Annotated in this window: 30 protein-coding genes and 1 pseudogene; 8 read left to right on the plus strand and 23 right to left on the minus strand. The window is 33.5% G+C overall.

All coding sequences use genetic code 11. The features are described 5' to 3' along the window. Positions 1-9 precede the first annotated feature (9 nt). The 10 genes from DW930_RS07755 to DW930_RS07800 form a co-directional block, all read right to left on the minus strand. Positions 10-2,514: an ATP-binding protein gene (locus tag DW930_RS07755; RefSeq protein ID WP_123159702.1), complete on the minus strand. Its 2,505-nt coding sequence runs from the start codon at positions 2,512-2,514 to the stop codon at positions 10-12. Positions 2,515-2,527: 13 nt separating this feature from the next. Continuing rightward, a complete protein-coding gene (locus tag DW930_RS07760; protein WP_006149323.1) occupies positions 2,528-2,938 on the minus strand; it encodes a conjugal transfer protein in 411 nt (136 codons plus the stop codon). A 2-nt stretch (positions 2,939-2,940) separates the two neighbouring features. Continuing rightward, positions 2,941-3,165 carry a TcpD family membrane protein gene (locus tag DW930_RS07765; protein ID WP_003005585.1) on the minus strand — a complete coding sequence of 75 codons (225 nt, stop codon included), beginning with the start codon at positions 3,163-3,165 and terminating at the stop codon, positions 2,941-2,943. A gap of 9 nt (positions 3,166-3,174) precedes the next feature. After that, positions 3,175-4,170, minus strand: a complete 996-nt coding sequence (locus tag DW930_RS07770; protein ID WP_123159703.1) for a conjugal transfer protein — start codon at positions 4,168-4,170, stop codon at positions 3,175-3,177. 11 nt (positions 4,171-4,181) lie between these two features. Further along, on the minus strand, positions 4,182-4,739 hold the full coding sequence (locus DW930_RS07775; protein ID WP_123159704.1) for a conjugal transfer protein: 558 nt from the start codon (positions 4,737-4,739) through the stop codon (positions 4,182-4,184). A 1-nt stretch (position 4,740) separates the two neighbouring features. Then, complete coding sequence (locus DW930_RS07780; protein ID WP_000456042.1) at positions 4,741-4,974, minus strand: hypothetical protein; 234 nt, start codon at positions 4,972-4,974, stop codon at positions 4,741-4,743. A gap of 14 nt (positions 4,975-4,988) precedes the next feature. Beyond that, the gene (locus DW930_RS07785; RefSeq protein WP_123159705.1) at positions 4,989-6,221 is read right to left on the minus strand and encodes a replication initiation factor domain-containing protein; all 1,233 of its coding nucleotides are present in this window, start codon (positions 6,219-6,221) and stop codon (positions 4,989-4,991) included. Positions 6,222-6,427: 206 nt separating this feature from the next. Further along, positions 6,428-8,116 (minus strand): FtsK/SpoIIIE domain-containing protein, encoded by a 1,689-nt coding sequence (locus DW930_RS07790; protein ID WP_123159706.1) that lies wholly within the window; start codon positions 8,114-8,116, stop codon positions 6,428-6,430. A 13-nt stretch (positions 8,117-8,129) separates the two neighbouring features. Further along, positions 8,130-8,600, minus strand: a complete 471-nt coding sequence (locus DW930_RS07795) for a conjugal transfer protein (RefSeq protein ID WP_123159707.1) — start codon at positions 8,598-8,600, stop codon at positions 8,130-8,132. 21 nt (positions 8,601-8,621) lie between these two features. Continuing rightward, positions 8,622-8,918 carry a cytoplasmic protein gene (locus DW930_RS07800; protein WP_123159708.1) on the minus strand — a complete coding sequence of 99 codons (297 nt, stop codon included), beginning with the start codon at positions 8,916-8,918 and terminating at the stop codon, positions 8,622-8,624. 867 nt (positions 8,919-9,785) lie between these two features. Here DW930_RS07800 and DW930_RS07810 point away from each other — a divergent pair. The 6 genes from DW930_RS07810 (at position 9,786) to DW930_RS07835 (ending at position 13,486) form a co-directional block, all read left to right on the plus strand. Continuing rightward, a complete protein-coding gene (locus DW930_RS07810) occupies positions 9,786-10,127 on the plus strand; it encodes a helix-turn-helix transcriptional regulator (protein ID WP_041826463.1) in 342 nt (113 codons plus the stop codon). Positions 10,128-10,184: 57 nt separating this feature from the next. Then, on the plus strand, positions 10,185-10,601 hold the full coding sequence (locus DW930_RS07815) for a pyridoxamine 5'-phosphate oxidase family protein (RefSeq protein WP_123159709.1): 417 nt from the start codon (positions 10,185-10,187) through the stop codon (positions 10,599-10,601). 29 nt (positions 10,602-10,630) lie between these two features. Further along, positions 10,631-11,644, plus strand: coding sequence for a hypothetical protein (locus DW930_RS07820; protein WP_123159710.1), 1,014 nt, complete (start codon positions 10,631-10,633; stop codon positions 11,642-11,644). Beyond that, positions 11,625-11,810 carry a hypothetical protein gene (locus DW930_RS07825; RefSeq protein ID WP_049502660.1) on the plus strand — a complete coding sequence of 62 codons (186 nt, stop codon included), beginning with the start codon at positions 11,625-11,627 and terminating at the stop codon, positions 11,808-11,810. The genes DW930_RS07820 and DW930_RS07825 overlap by 20 nt, the downstream gene beginning before the upstream one ends. A gap of 120 nt (positions 11,811-11,930) precedes the next feature. Continuing rightward, entirely contained in the window at positions 11,931-12,791 is an 861-nt protein-coding gene (locus DW930_RS07830; RefSeq protein ID WP_123159711.1) for an ImmA/IrrE family metallo-endopeptidase, read from the plus strand. 8 nt (positions 12,792-12,799) lie between these two features. Further along, entirely contained in the window at positions 12,800-13,486 is a 687-nt protein-coding gene (locus tag DW930_RS07835; protein WP_123159712.1) for an XRE family transcriptional regulator, read from the plus strand. Between the two features lie 427 nt (positions 13,487-13,913). Here the strand turns inward: DW930_RS07835 and DW930_RS07845 are convergent, their stop codons facing one another. The 6 genes from DW930_RS07845 to DW930_RS07870 all read right to left on the minus strand — a co-directional run bounded on the left by DW930_RS07845 (position 13,914) and on the right by DW930_RS07870 (position 20,303). Further along, positions 13,914-14,276 carry a hypothetical protein gene (locus tag DW930_RS07845; RefSeq protein WP_123159713.1) on the minus strand — a complete coding sequence of 121 codons (363 nt, stop codon included), beginning with the start codon at positions 14,274-14,276 and terminating at the stop codon, positions 13,914-13,916. Between the two features lie 364 nt (positions 14,277-14,640). After that, positions 14,641-16,236 (minus strand): ABC transporter ATP-binding protein, encoded by a 1,596-nt coding sequence (locus tag DW930_RS07850; protein ID WP_123159714.1) that lies wholly within the window; start codon positions 16,234-16,236, stop codon positions 14,641-14,643. 1 nt (position 16,237) lies between these two features. Beyond that, positions 16,238-16,591 carry a hypothetical protein gene (locus DW930_RS07855; RefSeq protein WP_123159715.1) on the minus strand — a complete coding sequence of 118 codons (354 nt, stop codon included), beginning with the start codon at positions 16,589-16,591 and terminating at the stop codon, positions 16,238-16,240. After that, positions 16,588-17,301, minus strand: a complete 714-nt coding sequence (locus DW930_RS07860) for a flavodoxin family protein (RefSeq protein WP_123159716.1) — start codon at positions 17,299-17,301, stop codon at positions 16,588-16,590. Before DW930_RS07860 ends, DW930_RS07855 begins: the two co-directional genes overlap by 4 nt. Before the next feature lie 17 nt (positions 17,302-17,318). Next, positions 17,319-20,045, minus strand: a complete 2,727-nt coding sequence (gene lanM, locus DW930_RS07865; RefSeq protein WP_070846256.1) for a type 2 lanthipeptide synthetase LanM — start codon at positions 20,043-20,045, stop codon at positions 17,319-17,321. A 69-nt stretch (positions 20,046-20,114) separates the two neighbouring features. Next, entirely contained in the window at positions 20,115-20,303 is a 189-nt protein-coding gene (locus tag DW930_RS07870) for a hypothetical protein (protein WP_049472403.1), read from the minus strand. Between the two features lie 191 nt (positions 20,304-20,494). Between DW930_RS07870 and DW930_RS07875 the strand changes: the two are divergent. After that, positions 20,495-20,929 (plus strand): annotated as a pseudogene (locus DW930_RS07875) (IS3 family transposase); the annotation flags it as partial. Between the two features lie 66 nt (positions 20,930-20,995). Here DW930_RS07875 and DW930_RS07880 read toward each other — a convergent pair. The 3 genes from DW930_RS07880 to DW930_RS10660 all read right to left on the minus strand — a co-directional run bounded on the left by DW930_RS07880 (position 20,996) and on the right by DW930_RS10660 (position 22,889). After that, on the minus strand, positions 20,996-21,226 hold the full coding sequence (locus DW930_RS07880) for a hypothetical protein (protein ID WP_023027513.1): 231 nt from the start codon (positions 21,224-21,226) through the stop codon (positions 20,996-20,998). Positions 21,227-21,250: 24 nt separating this feature from the next. Continuing rightward, entirely contained in the window at positions 21,251-21,793 is a 543-nt protein-coding gene (locus DW930_RS07885) for a hypothetical protein (RefSeq protein ID WP_123159717.1), read from the minus strand. A 925-nt stretch (positions 21,794-22,718) separates the two neighbouring features. After that, a complete protein-coding gene (locus tag DW930_RS10660; RefSeq protein ID WP_001227861.1) occupies positions 22,719-22,889 on the minus strand; it encodes a PhrA family quorum-sensing system peptide in 171 nt (56 codons plus the stop codon). A gap of 192 nt (positions 22,890-23,081) precedes the next feature. Between DW930_RS10660 and DW930_RS07900 the strand changes: the two genes are divergently transcribed. Further along, positions 23,082-23,945, plus strand: coding sequence for a helix-turn-helix transcriptional regulator (locus DW930_RS07900; RefSeq protein WP_123159718.1), 864 nt, complete (start codon positions 23,082-23,084; stop codon positions 23,943-23,945). Positions 23,946-24,418: 473 nt separating this feature from the next. On the opposite strand, the gene DW930_RS07910 is transcribed toward DW930_RS07900, so the two are convergent. The 4 genes from DW930_RS07910 to rpmF form a co-directional block, all read right to left on the minus strand. Next, entirely contained in the window at positions 24,419-25,030 is a 612-nt protein-coding gene (locus tag DW930_RS07910) for a Fic family protein (protein WP_123159719.1), read from the minus strand. Then, positions 25,023-25,211: a hypothetical protein gene (locus tag DW930_RS07915; protein ID WP_014713950.1), complete on the minus strand. Its 189-nt coding sequence runs from the start codon at positions 25,209-25,211 to the stop codon at positions 25,023-25,025. Before DW930_RS07915 ends, DW930_RS07910 begins: the two co-directional genes overlap by 8 nt. Before the next feature lie 293 nt (positions 25,212-25,504). Further along, positions 25,505-25,654, minus strand: coding sequence for a 50S ribosomal protein L33 (gene rpmG / locus DW930_RS07920; RefSeq protein WP_001265622.1), 150 nt, complete (start codon positions 25,652-25,654; stop codon positions 25,505-25,507). 15 nt (positions 25,655-25,669) lie between these two features. Further along, entirely contained in the window at positions 25,670-25,852 is a 183-nt protein-coding gene (gene rpmF, locus DW930_RS07925; protein ID WP_003009516.1) for a 50S ribosomal protein L32, read from the minus strand. Positions 25,853-25,855 lie beyond the last annotated feature (3 nt).

The raw sequence follows: 25,855 nt of genomic DNA on the forward strand, positions 1-25,855 counted from the left end.
CTTCACCTCCTAACTAGCGTATTTATTTTCAAGGCTTGATGATACCGTAGCTTTCATTGGTTTTAGAAGCATATCAATATCTTCAAAGATATTGTGTACGGAAATCATATTGAGATTACCATACACGTCATAGTACAGGCATTGACCAGAGATCATATTATCAATCCATTCGAGATTGCTCTCAGTGACTTCAAGATTGACGTGTTTTAGAATATCTTCTCGTTCTGACTTTTCATAAAAAGCAAAGATAGTCCCAAATCCCGTTGTATCATCGTCATTTTCTGCATCATGTACAGATTGAGTAATCAGTGCCAAGGTATTATTTTTGGAGCGTCCAATCCGACGCATATTTTTGATAACGGCTTTTCCTTCTGCTGACTTCATAAGAATCCATGCTTCATCAAAGAACTCAATGGTATCTTCATTTTCGTTTCGTTCTCCAAAGTGGGTACAGAAGGCACCAAGCGCAAACATGAGGGCAATAGAGTTGCGTTCATGATCTGAAATTTTTGTGGAATCGTCCTTTGGTAGTTTGAGGTTATTGACCTCTAGGATGGTCACTCGTGACTCGTAGTTAAGTCCTTGAGTGGCTCCATCTGAAAAGGCTAGTTCCAAGATAGAGTTTGTGACAATTGAAGTCAGATAACGACCAACCGAAGCAATTTCAGAGGAAGTGGAGTCTCTCAGTACTTTTAGGACGTGTTTAAAGCCGACTTTCTCACCAGCGACTCGTTTTTCTACAATCGCATTAATAGCTTCTGTGATAGCTGTTTTCTGGTCCATCGTGACATCATCTACAGCTTGTAGTAGAAACTCAAGCATGTTCTTTGCGACCTCTACAGCTTGTTCTTTATCTAGAACGACAATAGGATCTAAGACTCCGTGGTTTGATGGAAGTGAGCTATCTAGTGTCACAAAGTTAAAGTTCTCAATCTGTTTCTTGCGTTCAGGATAGAGACGTGCGAATTCAGGTGAGTTGATCACTTCTTGGTAGTGATTCCTAAGTTCACGTTTAGGGTCGATATAAAGGGTTTTAACATTTTGTAAAGCCACACTTAAAAAGATGATCTGAGCGAGGAAAGATTTTCCTTGACCTGTTGCACCCGTAATAATGATGTGTGGGTTCTTGGTAATCTTTCCAGCGATATCTTCCTTATTTCCTACTGTCGCATTATAGAGGACAATGTTCTTTGAAGAATCAATAGCTTTCTCAATATTGTCCCAACGCCCTGTCCAGTTATCTACTCGGCCGATATACCAACCGATACGGTTTCCAGAAGAGGTATTGGTGAAGGGCATGAGCTCTGAAAATCCACGAGCTGTGACCATATGTGTCCAGGTGCGAGTTTTCTTTTGGAGATTTTCTCCATAAAGCAGAGCTTGAAAGAGATAGGGTCCATCTTGAGAGGCTTCACTAATTTCGACTCCCATATCATCAAAGTAGTTCAAAACTACTTGTCGTCTCTGACGGAGCTGATTCACACTTGAAGCAGAGATAATCAGATAGGCTCCATATTCGATGATATCTTCCTTGTTTCCGACTTTCTTCATCAAGTCTTTTAGGGAGATAGAGCCCATGATGATCTCATCTTGTTGGACAGTATCCGTATTTTCTGCCTCTTCCATGATGTTTCTGTAACGTGTATTCGATCGTCCCATTCGACCTTTGATCTTACCAGTATCAATGAATTCTGCCTTGATTCGTAGCTCTACGGGAAAGTTTAAGCGTTGGATAAATTCGCCCAGATGAAAACCGTTGAATTGAACAGGAAATTTACCAACCGGAAGAATCGTCACAAAAGAAGATCCATAAGGGCTTTCTAGCTTGAGAAAACCACCTTTTAGAACTTTGATCAAGGTGTCTGTGATATTGAATTGAGCACGATTAGCGAGCACCTCTTTCTTATAGTGAGGGATATAGCGAAGGTATTGCATCCGCTGGTAATAAAAGAGTTCTTCATTAGATAAACGTTTTGCCCGAAGGACAGAGAAGGCTTGGAAAATAGTGAATTCATCACTTTTATAGTCTTCATACCAGGTGGGACTTAATTCATATTCATAGCCAAGGCCTTTTGCGATTTTTTCAGTAAACTCATTAAAGCTCTCATAGGCCAAGTCTTTGACGGTAGCTCCATGATTTTGTTTGCGTAAGGTCACACCCACGACCCAGTCAAACTGATAAGGTATCTCCATTTCATCTGTTAGACGGTCCACTGTGTAAAGAAGAAGGTCTTCTCCTAGTACACGACTGTCATCTGCTAGAGCATCTGAAAAGTCCCGCATTTTCTCTTCTAAGAGATAGTCTTTAGGGATCAGAGATATTTCAAAGAACTTGTTTTTCTGGAGCTTCTTCATCATTTGAGCAACAGTGATTTTATGTTTGCCCTTTTTTTCATCATCTGTAATCGTGATGGGAGTGTTTGGAATACGATAATAAGCAACGACTGTTTGATCTTTTTTGAGAGCTAGATTTTCATGTGTTTCCCTAATAGGATAGGTTAAAGTAATACTCATAGGTCCTCCTTTTCTATAGATTTGTTTTTTCAAAGACAATTTCTTCTACAGGTTCTATTCGATCTTCATGGTAGATAGCTTTTTTGTTTAGCTTAAAATCCCAGAAGTAAATCAGGTAATCTCCAATAAAGACGTGCATCTTTTTACCGTGGGGCTCGTATTCAGTATAGAATTTAGCCAATTTGTAAGGGAGATACCAATAGAGCAAGAGAGAAATTGAGTGAGTGATTTTTGCGAGTGGCACAAAGATAAATCCTCCAAAGAGTAACATGGCCACAAAGACGATGATAAAGACAATGAAAAAGGACAACTGCATCGGTGTCGCAAAGTACCATAGTCGAGTTCCCTTTTTTGTCTTGATTTCTTGGATCCAATAAGGAGCATTTAGGCCCTTACTGTAATCATAAAGTCTTTCTTCATTCATGCTTAAAGTCCTGATTCAATACCGAAGAGTCGTAGGAACCAGCCGACTGCTTTGAGGATATCTTGTCCTTTGGCAATCGAAACAATAACGGCATAGAAACCAACGACAGAGAAAAGTTGAAGCCAGGAGCTGTTCCGCCAAGCCTTGATCGCTAAGAGCACGGCAATAGCTGTCAGGATCCAAATTCCATCGCCCTGGAGGAAGGTTCGTAGATTGTCTGTATTCATAAAGTTCTCCTATTCTTTATCATTTGCATAATTCAGTGGAATGGTGTGTTCTAGTTTTGTGACATAGTAGGTCTTTTCTTTTTCTGAGAGGGTAAAGGTGAAGTTTTCTGAATGAGTGGTCCCTCCGACCTCAAAGGTTGCTTGAACATAAGCGATTAGATTCTGACCATCTTTTTTTAGATAGGTATAATCAATTGTTTTGAAGGTGGTATTAGCTATAATATCCACATCCTTAGCAATCAGATTAAGGTTGTCTTGGTTAGTAGTATAGTTGGTAAAGAAGACCTTGAGGAATTTTTCAACCTTTTTATGCTGACCATCTGAAAAGTGATCGTTAGCGGTTAATTGAAGCTGATCGTCTTCGCTAAAGTGTCCAGCTTGTGAGGATTCAATAGCAGAGAACCAAGGAAGGCCAGAAATATAATATTTCCCATCTTTTTCATCAAATGGAATATTGAAACCTGTCACAATTTCTTTTTCTTCCGTGTTATTATCCCGACGGATAGTTTCCTTGTATTTGATCTTATAGGTCGCAACCTTCCCTTCTACAGTCACTAGCTGAGAATAGAGAAGCTCACTAGGATTTCGAACTTGACCTTGAGCTTTTACATCAGGAATGAAGTTGTAAAAGCTGTTTAAGTATTCCACTTGAGCTTGTTGTTTATCCCCTTCTTGCGGGAGGGTGAAGTAAGCATAGACATAATCATTCAGGTAATACTGTAGTTTATAGTCATATTTTCTACTAGACTCCATAGGCTTTGTCTGTTGCTTTTTAGTGGCCTCAACTTGAGCTTGTAGTGTACCTACCTTATTTGAGAGTGTGATAGCACGGACAGACCCCAATATACCAACAAAAAGGAGGAAAGCAATTCCTCCTATGACTGCAATATTGACGGTCTTTTTATTGGTGACTTTTAGTTTTGGTGGGCCTCCTTTTTTCTCCACCTTTTTAAAGTGTGATAGATATTCCTTTGCTTGAAGCAAGTATCGTTTGGCTTTATCCATAGATCCTCCTTTTAGAGAGCAGCAAGTTCAATGAGCTTTGAGCCTTTTGCATAGAGGCGCTTATTGGCTTTTTCGATCTCGCCATTAATGTAATAGTAGCCTCGTAGCTCAGTTTGGAGTTGTTCGATCAAGTCAGGCTTTAGATCCTTGGCTTCTTCTTTTTTTAGGAGACTATTTAATTCTCCAGCCTTGGTCCAAGCCTCTCTATGATCTTTCTTTTTAAGTAATACTCCCAGTTCATTGGTGACTTGAGAGACTTTCTTTTCAAAAATAGTTTTAGTAGCCATTTCAATTTCCTTTCTAAATGTTTCTTGATTGTCTTTGATGGTCTTTTGGATATAAGTAATGAGTGAGGGGCGCATTTTTTTATTTACGCTCAACACTTGACCATCTAGTGTGAAACAGGCGTGTTCATAAGTATAAAATCCTCTATTGTCTGGAAGCTCTTCTGTACACCTACCAGCACATTCGTAGTAGAAGGCCTTGCCTTTTCGTAAGAGAATGTACATATGCCAGAATTCTTGTTCTGGAAGAAGCAGAAAGTCTGCTTGATAAATCTTCTTCAGCATCTCAAGAAGCCTCAAGCAGATCATCGTAGCCTAGAGCTTGGTAGATAAAATCTGAATCAAACCAGAGCCAGTCATTGATTTGTCCTTCTGTTGGTGTATCACCAGAGAAGATATCTTCACATATGACGGTTAGAGTATCTACTCCACCACGTTCACGGACAGTGTTCAAGGTGGTTAGTCCACCAGACCAAGCTTTAAAGTTTTCGAGTGAATTGATTTGAACTTTGTATTCCATATTGCTTTTCCTTTCTAGTGTTCATAGTGTTTATTAGCTTTGAGAAGTCGTAACATGGCTTTTCCACGATCAGTGATCTCTCCGCTATTCTGAATCATTTTCATGTATTCTGTTTGGAGGATCTTGTCTGCTTCAGTGACTAGGGCAAGGGAGTTCGCAACTTGATAGGTCAGCCAGCGAATCGTTCGCTCAATACTGTATGGTTGTGGGTTAGTTGAGAGCTTTAAGGGTTCGACACCCCCAAAGAGCCGTTGCCATTTTTCATCGGGTTTATAGGCTCCAAATCGAGTGAGACCATCATAAACTTGGATTTCTTTATTGATGATGCCTCTTGCGATTTCTCCGAGATCTACACCATTGATGTATTCCTCCACAATGCCTTGAGCTTTCTGATCTGAAAATCGCAATTCATAGCGATTCCAGATACCAAAAATCTCCAAGGATTCGTCCAAGGAGATGTTTTCCATTCGAGCTATTTCATAGCGCTTTTCATAAAAGTTGAAGTAGAGTTGACTTTGACGACTTCCAAAGTAAATGGACAAGCCGTGATTCGCTTCCATGTCTTCATTATCTGTGAACGATCCACCACCCGTGATATTCCATTTCTTGATCGTGTCTAGGACAATCTCTTTGGAATAGAGTTTATCAATCAATTTAGGAATTTGAATTTGTTCGTCCTCGTGACCATAACCCTTATAGAGTTCATCTAGAGCAATATCGAGTCGTTTCACCCGAACATTTTCATAGGAATAAAGAATGTTTTGAAGAAAGATCTGCCAAGTGATTCCCTTGTCTTCTAGAAGTAATTCCAACTCACGGCATCCTTGCCCAGATAGTTGAAGACAAGTTTGGTAGTCATTGGTCACAGACTTATCAAAGAAATCAAAAATCCAGATGTTTCCTCGTTGCCATAAGTGGGTATAGTTCATAAGGCGAGTTTCTTGGTCTGTAAATTCGCTTAGGTGACAATGAAGAAAATTTTCACAGAAAGCATCTAGATCCTTTAATCTAGGAAAGGTCAATCGTAGATAGTCGATCTGAGCCCGAAGACTGTTTTTATCGCAATCTTGATAGTAACCGAGCCTTTCTTTTAGTTCCCTAAACTTATCAATCGTCAGTCCTCTTTCACCTGTTTCATAAGAGCGGTAGGTTCTTGTAGGTAGATCAACAGCTTGTGCAAATGCTTTTTGACTAAGTCCTGTTTGTTTTCTGAAATTCTTAATATGAAAAGGACTAATTTTGTCCATTCATCGCAACACCTCTTTCTAACAAAGTGACACACTTTTTTAACGAAAGTGACACACTTCATAAAAATTGAAAACCCAACTCCCATAAGGAATGAGGAGGGGTGGACTTGGCGTTTTTGCCAAATGTAACCCCCCTATTAGAAAACGGGGGTTTCTTGTCATCACGAGCCAGGAACGGCGGGCTTCGGTCTTCGCCTGACCTGCGGTCAGGCTTGCCCTTGCCCTTGTCCTAGCCCATGATGACTGACAATCGCTTCAATAGCTTTTGGATAAGACTTGCGTCCATCTTCCTCAAAGCGAGTGATTGTTTCAAGAAATAACTTTTCTTGGAAAGGTTCAATGAGAATAGCGGAATCACTCCGTTCAAATGAGATCCCGTGCTCTTCCATATAAGGGATGATTTTTCGAAGAGTTTGCATCTTTAGATCGTGCTCATCCGCAAATTCCTTTAGTGTTCGCCTATCTAGTTCGTTTCCCAAAGTCTCCTCTTCCTCGATCGTTTGCATTGTTTCAATCGGTGGTTTATATTCTTCAAATACTGAGAACTCTTCTCCTTCAAATTCCATGATTGGGATTTTAGCGTATTCATCATAGAAGGAAAAGCCCTGGTCAAGTGGAATATAAGGCGAATAAAACTCACCAGCTAGATTCCCGCTTGAAGCAATATAACCACGACCGACTACTTTCACTCCATTAATTTCGTCCAGTTTTTTAAACTCTTTGGTTTTATTGGCATCCCCAAACATCATGTCATAGCCTGTTGATTCTAAATGACCGACGGAAAGACGCATCATGAAGTTGTCCCGAAGAGAAGTCTTGATATATTCCCCATCAGGCCGTTGCATGGCAAAGATTACGTAGACTCCAGCTTGACGGCCCTCTAGAACGATTTGAGTTAGATATTCCATGAGTTCCGACTGTTGGCTATAGTCACGGTCAATCTTGGCCATGAGAGCTGCCCATTCATCTACTAGAAGAAATTTAGGTTTTAAGTTGTAATGGGTGTAATAGGTCCCTGGTCTATAGTCTGGAAAAGATGTTAAGACTTCGTAGCGCTTCTTCATAAACTCTACATTCTCTCTAAAACAATTGATGATATCCTCTTTACTAGAATAGACTCGACCGTGAAAGACAGGTAGCTTTTTTAAAGAAGCTAGGTCTGAGTTTTTAGGATCGCAAATATCTATATAGCCGACTTTTAATAAGGCATAGATAATGGACATGAGAGTAACAGTTTTTCCCCCTCCAGTTCCTCCACCAACTAGTAGGTGAGAGTCTTTTACATAGTCCCAGTAGACATCTTTCATAAGACGGATCTTTGAGCCTTTGACTTCAACTTGATCAATTGAAATGCGACTCTCAATCCGATTGATGGCGATTTTATATTTGATAAACCGTTTGTCAAAACTCTTATCACGAAAGTCCCCATTGAACATGACTTCAAGAGTAGAGCCAAGGTTTAAAAATCGATCTTGAAATTTGTTTCCTTCTAAAATGAAACTGACTTGAAGCTCATAGCGACTTTGTTTGAGGTAGACTTTTGGAAGGGTAATTTTCTCAACCATGCCTTTATCTCGTTTGACTTTCTTGACCAGATACAAGTTATTCTCTAGTAAGAAACGGGAGAGAATGCGCAGACTATTGAGTTTTTGAAAGTAGAGGATCTTCTCATAACAAAGGTAATTGACCCCCAAAGAAAGAAGAGCCGACAGTAAAACTCCAGATCCAATGAAATATCCTTGAGGTAAGGGCTGAACTTTCAATTCCTCTAGATGAAGGTAAGTATAATAACTAGTAGCTAACAAAAAAGGAAACCACCAGATAAACCATGTGATTCCCTTAATGTTTCGATGAAAGATTTGAACTCTTTTTCCTCGATAGGTAAAGAGTTTCATGAGTGATCACCTCCTAATTATCTTTCTTGTTTTCTGTTTGTTTTACTTCCTTAGTTTCCTTGACTGGAGTAGCTCCCCCTTTCTTTTTGATTTTTGAAGCAAAGAGTTTAAAGATATCCCGATTATTCACGTGAATATGGGCGACAACAATATCTTCTAATTCTACTTCTTCTCGGTATTTAATTCCCAGGTCTTCAATTTCAGACTCTGACATGTCTGCGATAGTGAAAAAGAGGGTTTCGTGCTGGACAGAAGAATGAATCCCTACGACGATACCACGGATCTCACCTGTATTGACTTGGACAAATGATCCATCAGGATTTCGTTGCGATTGATCTACTTCAAAGATGACTTCAGGACCTTCAATGCCTCGGAAAGTCAGTTTTCCAAGGATTGCCGGGACATCTAGTCCATCTGTAATGACACGATAGGTTTTATCCGCAATTTGTAGTTTTTCTCCGTAGTTTAATCCAATTTTAGCCATGTGATTTTCTCCTTTTATTTCTTATTTTTTAAGTACCAATTTTTCCGCAAAAACATTGCGGTAAGGTGCAACATTCTTACCATTTAAAATAGTGTCTGAGAAAAAGATTGGGTTAACTGCTTCTACTAGAGCATCTTCTGGAAAGACCGTTGTAGAGGCTGGGGTGATGACATGAAAGGCACCGTGCTCTGCACTGTTTAGAATGTGACGTTGGTATTTTCCTTTTTTACCAAATACAGACTGAGGAGCTTTCCCCAATTTTTCATAATAAGCTGGGCCGATAAATTCTGGTTTCATTTTTAGTGTTTCTGGAATCATAGGATTCTCCTTTCAAATTTTGAGTAAAAGAAAAAGAGTTAAGCTAGTTTCTTAACTCTTGAGTAATAGTGATTAAAAATTTTACGTTTATACATGCGACTATAAAGATCAATATCCCCATAAGCAAATCCTGTTTCTTTTGCCTTAGAGACCAAATGATCGATATCTACCAGGGCTTGGCTATATAGTTTAGCTAAGAGACTTTCTGAACTATCAAACATCCCATAGGTAAAGAGATAATTTTCATAGAGTCGCTTACATTGTAGTGCGAAAAAAGTTTGTCATATCATTCTCCTTTATTGTAATAAGTAAAAAAGCTACTAAGTGAAAAAAGGAAAGAACTTAGTAGCTTGAGAGTAGGTCTATCTAATTAGATAGACAGCAGTAAAGAAAAGTTGTTTGGTTGGAAAGATCCCTCTTTCCACGGTGGCAACGTTTAGCAAGGTGCTTTGCGTGAATTACCATCGCTTTCCCAGCCAATCTCTTTAGGTAGTCTTGATCATACCCAAGAGATTCTCTTACGCCCTTTGGCGAAGCCAGTTCACTTTACTATTCGGAAAAGTGCGAAAGTCCGAAATGCGTGGAAGCCCACAAATACTTGTTTTTAATCTTCACTTCAACCATAAAACGGACTTGACTTTTAGTATCAAATAAATTACAATAAAGGTACGAAGTTTAGTGTAGTTTGATAGTCAGTCCTCTGGTTGTCAGACGCACTTTTTATTTAATTGTCAATGATCTCAATTGCTAGGGATTATTATTTTGATTTTTAATATCGCTACCAGCTATATTTATATTTTATCGCTGTTAGCGATAAAAGTCAAGGGGTTTTTGAAATTTTTTAAAAAAATTTGAAGAGGAACAGCTATGGCGTTTGCAGAACGTTTAAAAGAATTACGAAAACAAGCTCACTTAACTCAGGTTGAACTCGCAAAACGATTAGGGATAGGACAATCTTCCTATGCAGACTGGGAGAGAGGCAAGAAAAAACCAACACAAGAAAATCTCGTTAAAATTGCACAAATTCTTGATGTATCAATTGATTATCTAGTTGGGAACTCAGAAGAAAAATCAGATGAACTAGATAATATTGAATTACTTTTCCGTATGAACTCAAGAGGTTTAACCGATGAAGAAAAAGAAATCTTTAAAAAAGAGTTGATTGAATTTATGGAAAAACGTAAGAAGGCGTTTGAAGAAAACAAGTAAACTAAAAATTAGCTTTTTTGTTTGATAACTTCATTGATTAAAAGGAGTGTTTTATAAATGGATGTAAAAAAAGAATTTTTGAAAATAATGTCAGAACAAAAAGAAATTGCCTTAGCGACATCTGTAAACAATATTCCAAATGTAAGAATAGTAAATTTTGTTTTTGATTCAACCAATAATACACTCTATTTCGCATCTTTCAAAGATAATGATAAGATTAAGGAAATGGAATCAAACTCTCATATTGCATTTACTACAATTCCACACTCTAGAAATGAACACGTAAAAGCTAAGGGCTCAGTTCAAAAAAGTACCAGAACTATTTTTGAAGTGGCGGACCAATTTATTGCTAAAGTACCAGGTTACAAAAATACTATTGAATTTGCAGGGGAATCTTTAGTTTTATTTGAAATACGATTTGATACTGCGATCGTTACCAAAGATCTAAAAACAATGCAAACTATAGAGCTTTAAATTAAAGTTCTAAAAATGGAGATTAAAGTATGGAAAGTTTTGAAATTGAAATACCAAAAATAGAGCATTTTGAAATTGATGTCAGAAAAAAGGAGCTATACAACTATGATTTCCAATCATATTCATTAACTCCACTGCAAAAAGAAGCCTCTTTAGTAGTTGCTAATAAGATTAGAAATAATTTATTTGCTCATATTCCTGAAGCTAAATTATTAAAAAAGCTTATTGAAAAGAATGATAATGACAATGTAGAATACGTTGCAAAATTATCTGAAGTTGCAAAAGAAAAGTTAAAATCGGGAGAATGGAGTTATGGTATACGAAAAAAGACAGGCGAGACCTATGCAGTATTAAAAGATACTGAATCTGGAAAAATTAAAAGTAGTGTAACCTTAGAGAAAAGGACTGTCAAAGAGTTAGGGAATCTACCTGAGCTTTCTGCAATACAAGGGCAACTAGCATCTATTTCAGAACAAATTGAAAGCTTAAATGAACTAGTTATCCGCGTGGAACAAGGGCAATACAATGATAGATTTTCAGGCTTTTTCAGTGCTCGCCAACTAATTGTAGAGGCCTTAGCAACCAGAAATGAGCAATTAAAAAAAGGATTACTACTTTCAGCGATTAAAGAAAATAATAATACCATTGCAAAACTAATGATGTCAATTTACACAGATGGTTTAGACTTTATCAACATTAAAACCAATTCAAAAGATGCAAAAAGAATAAATACTCTGCTTCAACAATCAATTAGTTACCTATCATCTGCAATGCAGTTAAATGTTGTTGCTTATACGGTATTAGAGGAACATGAGTCTGTTATAGCTGTATTAAGCAATTACAAAGCTTTTACTGAGCAAACTTTACTTGAGCCTAAATATGATGGAAAAAGTTTAGCTTGGAAAATTGATAATTTTACAAAAGGAAATAGCAGCTCTTTTATAAATTTGACACAGAGTATTTCAGAAAATATCAATGCATTGGTTAACCATTCAGAAACATTATTAGTAGAGGAAGATACGAATGAAAGAAGAGAAAGTTAAAACATGTAAATACTTTAGATGTAATAAAGAAGTATACTCTCCAAAAGCAAAATTCTGTGGAGAGCACGAAAGATTTTATAGAGAACACAGGAATAAAATTGGAGGGGCGTTGCTGACTTTTGGAGGAATAGCACTTTCAGCTTTGGTAAAAAAAAGAAATAATTAGACTATGTTTATATATTTAACGTAATATAAAAAAAGTGGACACACATCCACTTTTTTTATATAATAAACTCAACCGAATTGGTTTAGTTTTGTATTTTATACTTAAAGGAGGTATCATTCTTTGGATGAATTGTATACAAGAATAAGTAAGTCTACAAAACATGTGTTATACCAGTACATGAAGGATAATGATATTTCATTATTAAATTATAATTTCAATTACTTTTTTCAATATTGTATTCAAAAATATAAAATTCAAGTAATTAGTCACCACTTCTCAAATCACAAAATTGAAGGATTAACTGTTATTGATGAATTAGGTATTAGTTTTTCTTATGAAAAGGATAATCCGATTGTAAAGCAAAATTTTACTCTGTGTCATGAACTAGGACATTTCATACTTAAGCATGAAGGTAATTATTTTGCAGAATCTATTGATAATCAGGAGAACTTACTAGAGCGAGAAGCGAATATTTTCTCTGCTGTAGTATTAATGCCTGATATTGTTTTGTTGTCAAAGATTTATTATAGTTGCGACACCTTTCAACACATTCAAAATAGCCTGGATGTTTCAAAACAGGCATTGTTTTATCGACTTTTAGATCTTCTTAGAGAATATTATCCTGAAAAAGAAAGTACCATTAAGCAGGCTATCGATGCTTATATTGATGGACAAAATGCCACACTTCTCCTTTTATTTCATAGCATAAAAGAACATATTATAAAGGAGTTTAACAACTACCAGACTTCTCTAATTAATAAGATAGAGCCAGCAGTGAGCAAAAGAGGTTTCGTTACTAGTCAAGAGTATCCAGAACTTCTAAACCAAGAGAATTGGAAAACAATAAAGACCTGCCGTGACAATTTAAAAGTATGGCTCATTTATGACAAAGGGAAATCTATAGCTTATGTTTGGGATAAAAATAAGCTAACAGACAAAGAGGCAAAACAAAAAGCTGAATTGAAATTACTATTAATGTGAGGGAAACGATGTACCAACCAGAAAAACTAAAGGCTCGCAGAAAAGAGCTAAAAATGACTCAAAAAGATATTGCAGATCAATTGGGTATTACCTACCAAGCCTATTCTGCATGGGAGCGTGGAGTAAAACAACCATCTAGAGAAAAAGTAAAGCTTTTGGAGCAGATTCTAAATGCTCCAAAAGGCTATTTTACAGAGCTTGAAATTGCCCGACTATATAATGTTTTATCAGATGAAGCTAAGGATCAAGCACTTAATTATGTTAGAAACCTGGTTCAAAAAGAACAATGTAAGAATGTTGTTTCGATATCAGAAAAACTATACGAATACCATGTTTACGAAAAAATGTCTGCTGGTATTGGCTCATCGGTTTATAACGATCAGAACTATGATACTGTTTATTTTAATGAAGAACTAGCCCATGATTTCGCCTCATGGATTTCTGGTGACTCAATGGAGCCCAAATATCAAAATGGCTCTGTGGCTCTCATTCGTGAGACAGGGTTTGATTATGATGGTGCAGTATATGCAGTAGTCTGTAATAATCAGACATACATTAAAAGAGTTTACCAGGAAGAACAGGGTTTACGATTAGTTTCTATCAATCCAAAATATCGAGATATTTTTCTTTCGTATGATGAAGATCCTAGAATTGTAGGGATTATTGTAGGGAATTTCTTACCTGTTGAACAGTGATATTGTTAATGTAAAATAATAATAGTGTACTTTTTTTAATACTAAATTTTATAATATAATAGATACAATGACTTTTAAAACACTTCTTCCCTATCCATAGGTGGATAGGGTTTTTCGTTGTTCATTACACGTTCTAAACATTCAATACTAGATCTTAGGTGAAACATTTCATGTTTCCTATATTTTTCATCCTGTGAGTTTAATAGTTCGTTTAGGTGACGTCTAATATGCCAAATGACTTTTCTAATATTTGCTTCTTTTAAATTATTCATGACTCCATTGTATAATAAAATATAATCCAATTTCTTTGATTAAGCTAATTTGCATGAAATATAAGCTAATCGGTTAATAATAAGCTTAAAAGTTTTTTGAAGGAATCTATTTAGCACAAAAAAACACCTATTCGGGAAAATAGGTGTGAATGATGTTATTTATATCCATATTGTTTTAGTGCGTTATTATATGCTTCGCTATCTTTAAGATAGTAGTCGTGCTTAACTCCACTAATATCAACAGAAAAGACCCCATCTTTAAATGAATATTCTTCTGTTCGACTTGCAATATTTTGTCCAGTTAATTCGATCGTACTCTTTTTTTTGTTAATGATAAAACTATCAGCTTCTCCGTGTTTTATTGAACCTCTATTCCCCTTTATAGTAAACGCCAATTCATTTCTTTCACTTGATATCCAATAGTATTCGCCATCCAGAGATTGTTGCTTATTTTTAGTGCAAGCAATTAGCGTAATTATTGATAATAACAACAATAATATGCTAACAAATTTTCTCATGTTTCTCGCCTCCTTTTATAATATTACTATACCAAAATAATGTTACAAAACTGTATCAATGTCTGTTATAATGGAAATCTCAAATAATGTCCATTATAACAGACATTAGTAAATTTTAGAAAAAGATCTATATTTGGCTATAGTTTTACTAAATCTCTACGACTATAGATTAAAAATGTATACACTTCTATTTTACAAGTTCAACTTAAGAAAATCCAAATTACAACCATTTAACAAGTAATATAAAAAGGCTCTATAATTTCTGTAGTGAGTAAAACTACCGTAGGAATTATGGAGTCTATTTTTTGTAAAAAAAAAGCCACTTTTATTCGTCACATAATGATGAACTTGATGCGATTTTCCTTTACACTTTCACGATTTTTCTTTGATTTATTTTATAAACTTGAGTAACAATTTCTGAAGCATAATGATGTTCTACTAAAATGATAATAGCATCAGGTAAATAGTTTGAAATATTTTCAAGTATCATGCTTGAATCGTTTTTACTAATATGAGAAAACATTTCATCTAATAGTAAAATTTTAGGTTTTTTGTTCAGAGCTCGGGCAATTTTTAATTTTTGTAATTCTCCTGAGCTAAATTCATTAACAATATTCTCCATGGCAAAATCAAATAAATTTTCAATTTTCTTTAATCTTGATGACAAATTAACAATTTCAAAGATATGCTTGATCTCTTCAGTTTCAGGTATATTTTCAATTAGTTTGCCTCCAACAAATCCAAGTTCATTAGAGACATAAACAATTTCATTACTTAGTTGTTCTATCGTTTTTTCCTTTATATCAATACCATTGAAAATAATATCACCCGAAAATTCATTTAGATTAATCATAGACTTTAGAAATAACGATTTTCCACTTCCGTTATCTCCTTTAATCTGTATGATATCTCCAGATTTTAATTCTAAATTAATTGATTCTACTATTTTTTTATCATCAACAAATAGATTCACATTTTTCATAATCAACGTATTAATTGTAGATTTTGTTGAAAAACTAGTATTAATATATCCATCGCCAGATAAAAATTCAGTAATTCGTGTATGATAAACCGAATTCAATTTTATAGTAGTTATTGTCGAGATAATAGCTGTTATAGGAGAAAATAACATCCCTATATAAGCATTAAAAGCAATTAAATCACCTACTGTCAAAATATTATTTTTAACTAAATTAATACCAATAAAGATGGGTAAAAACGTTGCTGATGTAATTATCAAATTAGATATAATAGACACAATATTAGAGTATATTTTAATACGTTTAAGAGTAGTTGCATTCTCATTTACAACTAGTTTAAATGATGTATATACCAATTGAAATAAATTATATATTTTTACCGTTAGATGGTTGTATAATATATTCACAGTAGTATGAATAAGATTATCTCGATTGTTTTTAGCTATATAAGTAAGGTTTTTTAATTTATTACTAATAAAAATTGTCCAAAAAACATACACTGGTACAAAAACAAGACACACCATACCTAACCAGAAGTTAATCTGTAGAATAATAGTTACACATCCTATGATTTTTAATAGATTTGATAGAAGGGCATAAAATATGGTGAGTATATTTGAAACATATGTTTCTATATCATTCAAAATTATCTCTTGCGCTCTACTTTTATCATCATCAGATACGAATCTTTTGCTTAGAATGGATATTATAATTTTTTGTCTAATAAATTTTATTAAGTCTACTTCTATTTTAGCAGTTACTCTAGTCAAAAAGTTGCTTGATATAAATTGAAGGAATAAAAATATCAAAAAAACAATAAAAACTAGCTCAGTTTTTTCATAGTTTCCTTTACCAATTACATCATCAATTAGAAATTTAGATATATATGGTAAGGGAATTGCTAAAAGCGACTCTAGAATTATCAATATAGATAATAAAATTAAAAGCATTTTTTTTGTTTTAAATAAGACTGTCTTCATATTACCACTCAAATTGCTTTAGATTAGCTTCTATTTCTTTTATCTTCTTTGGATCTAGTTGGTTTTTTTTTAAAATCTCACCATCTAAACTTGATAGATATCCAATATAGTAATCAATCAGTATTGTATACTCGTGGAAATTTAGTACCTTCATTTTAGATTTTATGAAAGAATTGACTTCTAAAAATCTTTCAGATTTTAAAAGATTTTCTAAATATATTTCTCCTTTAATTAAATTTCCCTCCTCATCCTCTACAATACCTAAATCAAGTTGACTGACTTTTAAATTCAAGATAGTTCCAATCATATTAGAGACGCCTTTAAATTGGCGCATCAACCAGTCATCGTCATTCATAATATCACACCACCACTATAAGTTTTTGCTAATTGAGATAGACTCTCAACCTCAAACATTTTATTACTTTTCCAATAGTCCAATTCATTTGCATAGCCTTTACCATTACTATACAGTTTTTGGTATTTTTTAAAATTATATTCTTGATCGTGGCTGAATTCCAGAGCTCCTGATTCAATTTTTTTAATTACAAGTGCAGATTGAACATCTAAAATATTTTTTATAGCTTCCTTTGTATAAGTATTCGTGATAAAACCTTCTTTGCAAACAATTGATAGTCCCATAGTTCCCATGATATCGTTTAAATAGTTTAACGTATCTTCTGCTCCACTATTACTAGAAATTGAAAATAACGCTCCATACTTACCACACAATCTAAAAAGATGTGTCCAGTGAGCAATCCTGTCTATAAATGTCTTAATAGACCCTGAGACAGTATTTGCATAAACCGGCGAAGCTATAACAATCAAATCTGACGATAACATTTCTTTTTCTAAAAAAACCATATCATCACTTGACTGAGTTTTCCCGGTTATAAAAGGCTGTATAGACCCATCGCAAAATTCAATATGATAATTCAATAAATTTGCATAAAATACAATCACATCTTCATTACCATGTTTTATTAATCCTTTTATGAACTCTTCAACAACAAAATTTGTTGTTGAAGAATCATGTCCAATCGCTCCAGTACAAACGAATACTTTCATTTCCCTCTCCTTTGCTACTATACTTCCATCAAATGTATTAATGGTCCACCACCTTTACGAATTAATTCCATTGCATAAATACTACCAGACATTCCCAACATAAAGGATTCCAGATAATGACTTGAGCCCCTTGTCCATTTAATCAAGAAGGGATCTGAGATAGAGTTCGATACAACATCCATACAATAATCTCTCACGTTTTTATTGAACAAATTACAAATTCTATTTAATATCAAAATATTTCCAACGTTACCATGACATAATGAAATACTATTTAAACTTAATAAGTTCTTCACATCGTCAATAGTTAATCGGCCAAGTTCCAATTTACAGTTTTCTGAAAAGGCGAAATTTTCTTCAGCAATTCTATAGAGAAATAAATAGTAACCCATCATACCTCTACACCATGAATTACTTTCCTTTAGTAAATCAATATTAGCTTTTACTGATTTAAGAATCTCTTCTATTCTGTTTAAAATATGCACTGAAGGATGTATTTTGTATAATGATAACAATGAAATGCCTTCTCCTATTATTCCATGAGAATAAGAAAGATCATTTGTTTCTAAAAACGACTCTTTTACTATCTCATATAGAGTATCCATGAGTTCTGAATCTACCAAGTCACTTTCCTTTTGATAGATATTAGATAGGAGAGTTAGTAAACCAACTTCACCATTAATAAAATCATTAAATTTATCTACTTTTATTTGCTCATATTTTTTCTTAATTAGAGACTGTAGTTCCATTAAAGTATTAAGATATTCTTGACTTCTTGTCTTATTATAGAATTGATATGTAAGATAAACCAATCCTCCCAAACCTGTAAAAACTCCTATATTTATCTCATTTTGCGGATTTCTTAAATATGATAAAGCTTTTTCTTTTATTGTGTCATACAATTTTTTTGCAGTTTCTTGAGACTTACTATTATCTAAATTAATCAGAGTAAGCACTATTCCTCCAGAATTATATAAGCCAGATTCTATACCTTCAATAAACATTTTCTCTTCACCATTTAATGAATTGACTTGAAGTGTATAAAGCTCTAATCTATCTGGTGCATATTCAACACTTACATCAGAAATATAATCAATGAACTCATTCGTGATTTCCTCAATTTTTCTCTCTCTTTTTCCACTCTCATTAATTGGATGAAAAAAATCAGTTAGGGGATAATAGGCTGCAAGAGATAACTCAATATACCTAATTTGTTTTTCAAGGTCTGGATAATCTAGCAAGTCCAATCTCTCAAACAAAGCACTTTGATAGTCTTTTGAGTAATAATCTTCGATAATAATGTCGTTATTATTATAAAGATTCTTTGAGTTAGAATACATATAGAAACAAGGTACATCATCATTCTTTAATTGCCTTATCTCATCCTGTACCCTAAAATATCCTAAATTACCTGGCTTGAAGTTTTCTAGTAAAACATTAAATAAATTATCTCTAGCATCAGATGAAGTCAAGTATTTATAAGAATTAGACACTTCCAAAAATTTACTATAAACAACCGTTGGTCGCAATACTTGTCGAATTTTTATAACTTGCTTAAAGCCATCATTCAATATAGACCTAATTATATCTTTATTTTTAAGAATAATATCAAGACCTGTTGTAAAACCCGCTTTTATTTCTTTTTCGACTTGTTCCGGTAAAACCTTCTTTCCATTGTAGGATAGTTTTTCAATCAAATGAGTTGCTCTGATTTCTCTTTGAACAAATTTCCATTCATTTACTTCAGAGATTTCTAACTCATTGATTATGGTTGTTTTTGAATTTTTTGTATCTGGAAATAAACCACTTGCATTAAATAACATTATATCTTTATTAGAAGGTATAGGTAAGAGATAGCTGTTTAAAACACTTGTTTGCGGTAAATCAAATTTAAATATAGGAAAACCTTCTGAAGCCTCTCCCAATCCAAGAACTTCTAAGTCAATAAATACTGGTGATTGATTTTTCACATGGATATTCTCGTAATGTAAATCACAAGTGCCAAATAATAAAAATACAGACAAATAGATACCAGACAGATAATAAAATTCTGAAACTGATTCCCAACTGTTTAATGGACTATCTTCAATAAATTCCTGCCATGAATGATCATCAAAGCTAATACTCCATGGAATATAAAATTTTAAACTACTATCTACTTCCTTTAGGAAATTTATCACAGAGTGTAGCATATTATCTGTGGCTAAAGAACGAGGTTTGTAGACTACTTTCTCACCATTTAATAACTCGACAATTCGGACTGAAGCACCATTATGAGTGTCTCCTTCTGTATCAGAAATTGAACTAATAGTAAAATCTTCAATTTCAGTTACTTCACTTATTGCCTGTTTATCTTTTTCTAAATTAGTTATAATTTCGATAGAATAACTAAAAAAATTATTTATTTTTATATTAATTTTATCTTTTAGAATAGGATACTTCTCAAGGAAAGAAGATATACCACTATATTCACTTAACTTTGATAAAAAATCTTCCGTTCTATCAACATAGTTGTCACCATGTAAGATATGATTTTTCTTGTAAAATTGGTATTCTTCAGCTAAAGCATTTGAAATTAAATAAAAAATACTATCGTCTAGCTGTTTTTTTAAACGAGAATACAACTCTACCGTTCCAACTTTATTACATATTTCAATAAGTTTTGATTCGTGATAATCCAAGTCAAAAATACTGTAAATTGCTTCCAATAATGAACTCTTATCAACTATCTCATATTCTCTCATAATAACCCCTATCTATGCTTCAATATAAATAATGGAGAGTAGCACTACTTTAATTTAATTATAATTTACTTAGAAACAACGCTTTTTGAAAGTTACAGTAATTATGGTAACAGGAGCACATAGGTGCGCTGTTAAAATAAGTGTAAGAGGAATTGTTGTAATAGTAGCTTGTGGTTCAACATCCCCAATTCTTTGATTACTATTACCAATTCTTGATAGCTCAGCTAAATTTGCTGTATCAACTTGATATCCATTCATAATTTGCCTCCAATCTTGCTACTCTCCACTATGTATACTAGATACAATTTTATTATGCACCTCATCAAATGAAAGCGCAATCATTGCTAATTTTTAAAAAATTTAGTATATCTCCTTATAATTCCGATGTTATTCTCGGTTTCAACCAAAAACGATTTCCATAACAAGTTTTTTTATTATACCTTTCATTCAAGCTTTATTTATCACCAGTTTTAGATGGCTTTAACAGCGAAATTATCTCCTACAATCTTTCTACTTCGCCGAACTTAGTACAAATGAAAGCTATGCTAGAGCAAGCCTTTACAGCGAACCATTACGAAAATACAATTCTCCATAGTGACCAAGGATGGCAATACCAACACGATTTCTATCATCATTTTTTAAAGAATAAGGGAATCCAACCATCTATGTCACGTCAGGGAAATAGCCCAGATAACGGTATGATGGAATCTTTCTTTGGCATTCTTAAGTCTGAAATGTTTTATGGTTATGAGAATACGTTTCAGTCACTTGAGCACTTGGAACAAGCTATTGTCGACTATATTGATTACTACAACAACAAACGAATTAAGGTAAAACTAAAAGGATTTAGTCCTGTACAATACAGAACTAAATCCTTTGCTTAAATTAATTGTCTAACTTTTTGGGGTCAGTACAATCTGGTTGCTAGGGCTTTATTATTCTATATCTTACTAGGGATGATGATCTTTTTCAGGATTGCTCATAATATGTGTAAATATTTCTTTATATTTATATTTCAGATATTTTTCGTGTAGAATGAATAAAGCTACGTAAACAATCATAAAAACAATAGATAAATACAGCGTATCAAATGTGCTATGTCCAAAATAAGTTGCTGATTCATAAGATCCAATAGCTCCTAAGATCAACCAAGGAATATACTTGTAATACTTAGTTACCATAACACAGTCCCTCCTTTAATTAAACTAATGAGAATATCTAAAACTGAAAGTCATACCTGTACTTGTAGGATTATAAGGATCTAAGGTTACCAAAAGATCAATTCCCCAACCTCTTGCAGCAGCATATTCATATGATTCAGCGTTTACGATATAGAGTTTTTCAATTAAAGAGCCATATTTTGGAATTAATTTTACTAAACTACCAATTGTTCGAAATTGTCGTGCACATTCTTTAACTTCCGAAGGACTTAAATGTCTATAAACATTAGTTACGAGAGCTCGAAACATAGATCTTGACTGTTCTTCATTAATTTCTTTTTGTACTTGTGTAATGATTTCCTTAGATATTATTTCTTTTTCATAGTTTGACAGAGACGTTCTGTCTAATAATTCTTGTAATGTATATTGCTTACCTTCTTCTAATCTTAATTTGGAGATTTCTTGTTGCAAAATCTCAATCGGAGGAGCTGACTGTTCTTCAGACAGTACAGTACTTAAGGGAGAGAACGAAGAAAAAATTAACAATAAGGTACAACTACCTTTAATAATTATTTTATGATATTTCATAATATCACCTTCCTTTTGTTTTTTTACTTAATAATATGCTTCTATAAAAATAGGCAATTTCTCGAAGTGCTATATTCTTAAACTAACTTCTACCGCCAATAAACGTGGAAGTCAATTTGTCAAAACAATGCTATTAAAAAATAAAAGGGAAAACTTTTTGTTAAATAAGGTTATCATTACTATTAACCACATATAGTTTTTAGCCAACCAACTATATGTGATCTAAGTAATGGGATTAAGAATAGACCTACAAATAGACCTAAAATAAATATTAGAAACATTTTTTTGAAGCTTCTTTTGTTCATCTATGGACAGATTCCCGAAAAGTATATTTTTAATTTTTCTAAGTACGTCTAGACGTTTTAAAACTCATGTTGTGATTGAATTACGTTCAATACTTCTTGCATACTTCCAGCCTTCCAATTTGCCTTAGCATTAAATAAAGGCAATGGGTAATCGTAATATCCAATAGTATCAATACCAGCACTAGTTGATACCTGTATCCCTGAGTACGAATCTTCAATAGCAATTGTCATCCGAAACAATATAATCAAAATAATTCTTCAAATCCAGTTTTTCAAGACTTATTTCTATACTTTTTCTTCCTTTCTCTGTGAAAATCGCAAATTTTTCCCACTTTTTCTCAATGATTTCAATACTGAAACAACATCTTTCCAGAACTTCAATAATTTCTTTTTATGTTAATTCATTATTTAACTAAATCTTTGGAGGTAATACGTTTTCAAAGCTACTTTTTTACCATAAATTTTGAGCCTTCAACACATATTACTAAGCCAAAAATGCTCTAAATTTTTGAAATTCTAACAAATTACACCCTTGTACATTAGAATCACTTCTTTCTAATTAAAAATTAGATAAAACAGAAATACCATATAGTTAATTAGTATTTTCATCATTTAATCAACTAATCAGCCTTCCCAACATCAAGACCATTGGACTCCTTTTGTGATTGCACTCGAATCTCCAATTGTTTATTCTTCTGAATAAACTGTTGGTAAGGAATTGTATTACTAAACATAAAAACACCTAGTAATGCAAATGTAACTAATTTTTTAATTCCACGTTTTTTTCTCATGAAATGAAACCCCTTTCTTTTTCCTTGTTTTTATTCTAACACATATATATTATTTAGGCAATTATTTTTATTGCGTTTTGAACTTTTTTTTTTTTTTTATTACCATAAAGAATTATTTATTCCTTTAACTTGCTATTTTGAACTAAAAATTTTATAATGAAATTAAGCAAATAGGAAGGTTTATTATCTTTAATGAATACACTCGCAGAGAAATTCAGATTAAAAAGAAAAGAGCTAGGACTCTCCCAACAAACTCTTGCAGAAGGAATTTGTGAACAAAGCCAGATTAGTAAAATTGAGAGAGGGTATTTCATTCCCTCCGCAGACCTTTTGTTCAAACTCTCACAACGACTTGAAGTACCATTAGATTATTTTTTTAATGAACAAATTGAAATTAAATCTAACCTCTCTAATTTCAAGCAATTATCTGCTCGACTATTAGATGACAGAAATTATGATGATTTGGAATATATTTATAGAATAGAGATTGAACGAAGTACTTTTCTAACACTAGAAGACCGAACTTACCTTGAATGGATTAAAGCTATTATTGACTTCTATCAATATGACAGTAAGTGTGAGGCTATTTCTTCATTGGAAAATATATTATTAAAAGTCTCCTCAAATACTCTGATTTATTTAAAGGTATTGAATACTCTATCTAATTTCTATTCCTTAGTGGGTCGTGAACAAGAATATGAGGCAAACTACTCTCATTTAATGGAGTTATATCAGACAAAAAATTTTGAGCATCAAGAGTTTTTATTTGGCTACATCAGAGTTCGTTACAACTACGCTCACTACCTAGTGTCAAAGGAAAAATATAACGAAGCCATCCAAGAAGCTCTTGAGACGATTGAACTCTGTAAACAAAGACAGACAAGCTACCAACTGGCTCCCCTACTTATTCTTGTAGGAAATGCTGGAGCCAAATTTCTAGACAAAGAACAAGTCAAAAATTATTATATAGAAGCAAGAGAGTTATGTAAGATTTATAACAATCCTTTAATGTTGATGAAGATAGAAAATTATTTGAAGGAATTAGATACTGTATAGTTAATCTTGACATTATAGTTTTTCTGAAACGTTAAATAACCTGTAAGGCTGATAGTGATATTAATACTATCAGCCTTATAATTTTTTCATGGTATCTCAAATAACTATACTGATTTTGTTTCCCGTTCTAATTTGGTAACATTTTGATTTCTTGTATTATCAAGTATATTGATAAAATTCTCTAATCTCCTAACCTTATATTCGTAATCATCTATCCATTTAGTCATAAATCTTTGATTTTCTTAGGAATGATATTAGGATAGCAAGGATAATTTAGAAAAATTATCACATGAATTGATATAATATGTATTGAATAATAATAGTTGCAGCCATTTTATGACAAGAAAAAAGCTTCTGAAATGTTAGATTTCAGAAGCTTTTTGTCTATCTATTATGATTTAAACCTTGGTAAGTTATAATTTTCTGTGATATTTAGGATATTTAAAAACATAGAAGTATTTTTGTAGACTAATTTACAATTTTTCCAATATTTTACCAAGTAGTTCTTCTAACTTTCCTAAATCTCCATAGACTGTTCCGTCCATATAAAGATTGTAAACCTCGTCATCTTGCTCCACACGTATTTGTGCAGAGTATCCTTTTGATAATGCTAAGGAACGAATGACTTCTCGTTGAGTTCGTCCATTCCCTTCTCGAAAGGGATGGAAATAATTAAGATTATCAAGAATTTTTGCTAATTGTTTAATAATCTCATCTTTTGAATTAGCAGTTTGATAATAGGTATGAATAAGGCGGTTTATATAAGCTTGGGCAGTACTGAAAGATTGTATTGACATAAAAGGATTCCCATTTTTTGAGATATTCACTTTGCGAAATTGTCCCGCCCAAGCATAGACATCTTGAAATAAATATTTATGAATGGCTAAAATATCACTAATGGAGTAGACTTCAATGACTTTCAAGCGTAAGTCTGCAAGCCTTCTAGTAACGAATAAATGCTCATTCCGATAGGCTTCTTCAATATTTGTAACATTTTGTTTGTTGATTAAGACTGTAGAATTTGGATAGGTATATTGATGATTGGGGTCAATGTACTCATATCCTTCATATTGATTTTTAACCAATATTCAATTCCTTTCGTCTGTTGATAACATAAGTTTTTAAATCAATCACATCTTGAACAGTAGGTTCATAATTTTCAATCATTGATGACCCAATAGCATACCAGACAGTATCAAAATCCGAAAAGTTATCAAAGGGAATCCCTAAAATTGTTAATTCTTCTTTATTTACATCAAGAGTCATGGCACACCTCCTTATATAGAGTTATCCTTATTATACCATAAAATCGGTATTTTCACCTAAAGGATAGAGACCAAAAGATATATGTAAGCATATAGATTAATACTTACAGAACTAAAAATATTCCCCTGTTTTTAGTCCAACTGAAACCCATACTTTCCAAACCAGGTCTTAAGAAAAAAGGTAGAGAAAAAGGTAGAGTTTGAATTGAAATACAGTGCAATATATCGCATTTGGCAAAAAGAAAAAACGCTTGAAATCAGCGTTTTTCTTCTGTATTGATTCGTATTGAACCCCTACTTCACTTCAGTAAACACAACGTGTTTGCGAAGTTTTGGTGAGTATTTCTTCAATTGAAGACGGTCTGGAGTGTTACGTTTGTTTTTAGAAGTAAGGTACAAGCGTTCACCAGATTCTTTGTGTTCAAGTGTAATATTTACGCGCATGGTATCTCCCTTCTATTATTCAGCTGATGCAGCTTTAGCGATCTTACGTCCTTTGTAGTATCCTTTAAGTGATACACGGTGAGAACGTGAGTAATCTCCAGTTGCTTCGTCAAAGTTTACAGATGGAGCTGTTACTTTGTAGTGCGTACGACGTTTGTTTTTCTTCGCTTTTGATGTGCGACGTGCAGGTACTGCCATTTC

Source organism: Streptococcus sp. AM43-2AT, assembly GCF_003603405.1.
Classification (GTDB): Bacteria; Bacillota; Bacilli; order Lactobacillales; family Streptococcaceae; genus Streptococcus; species Streptococcus ilei.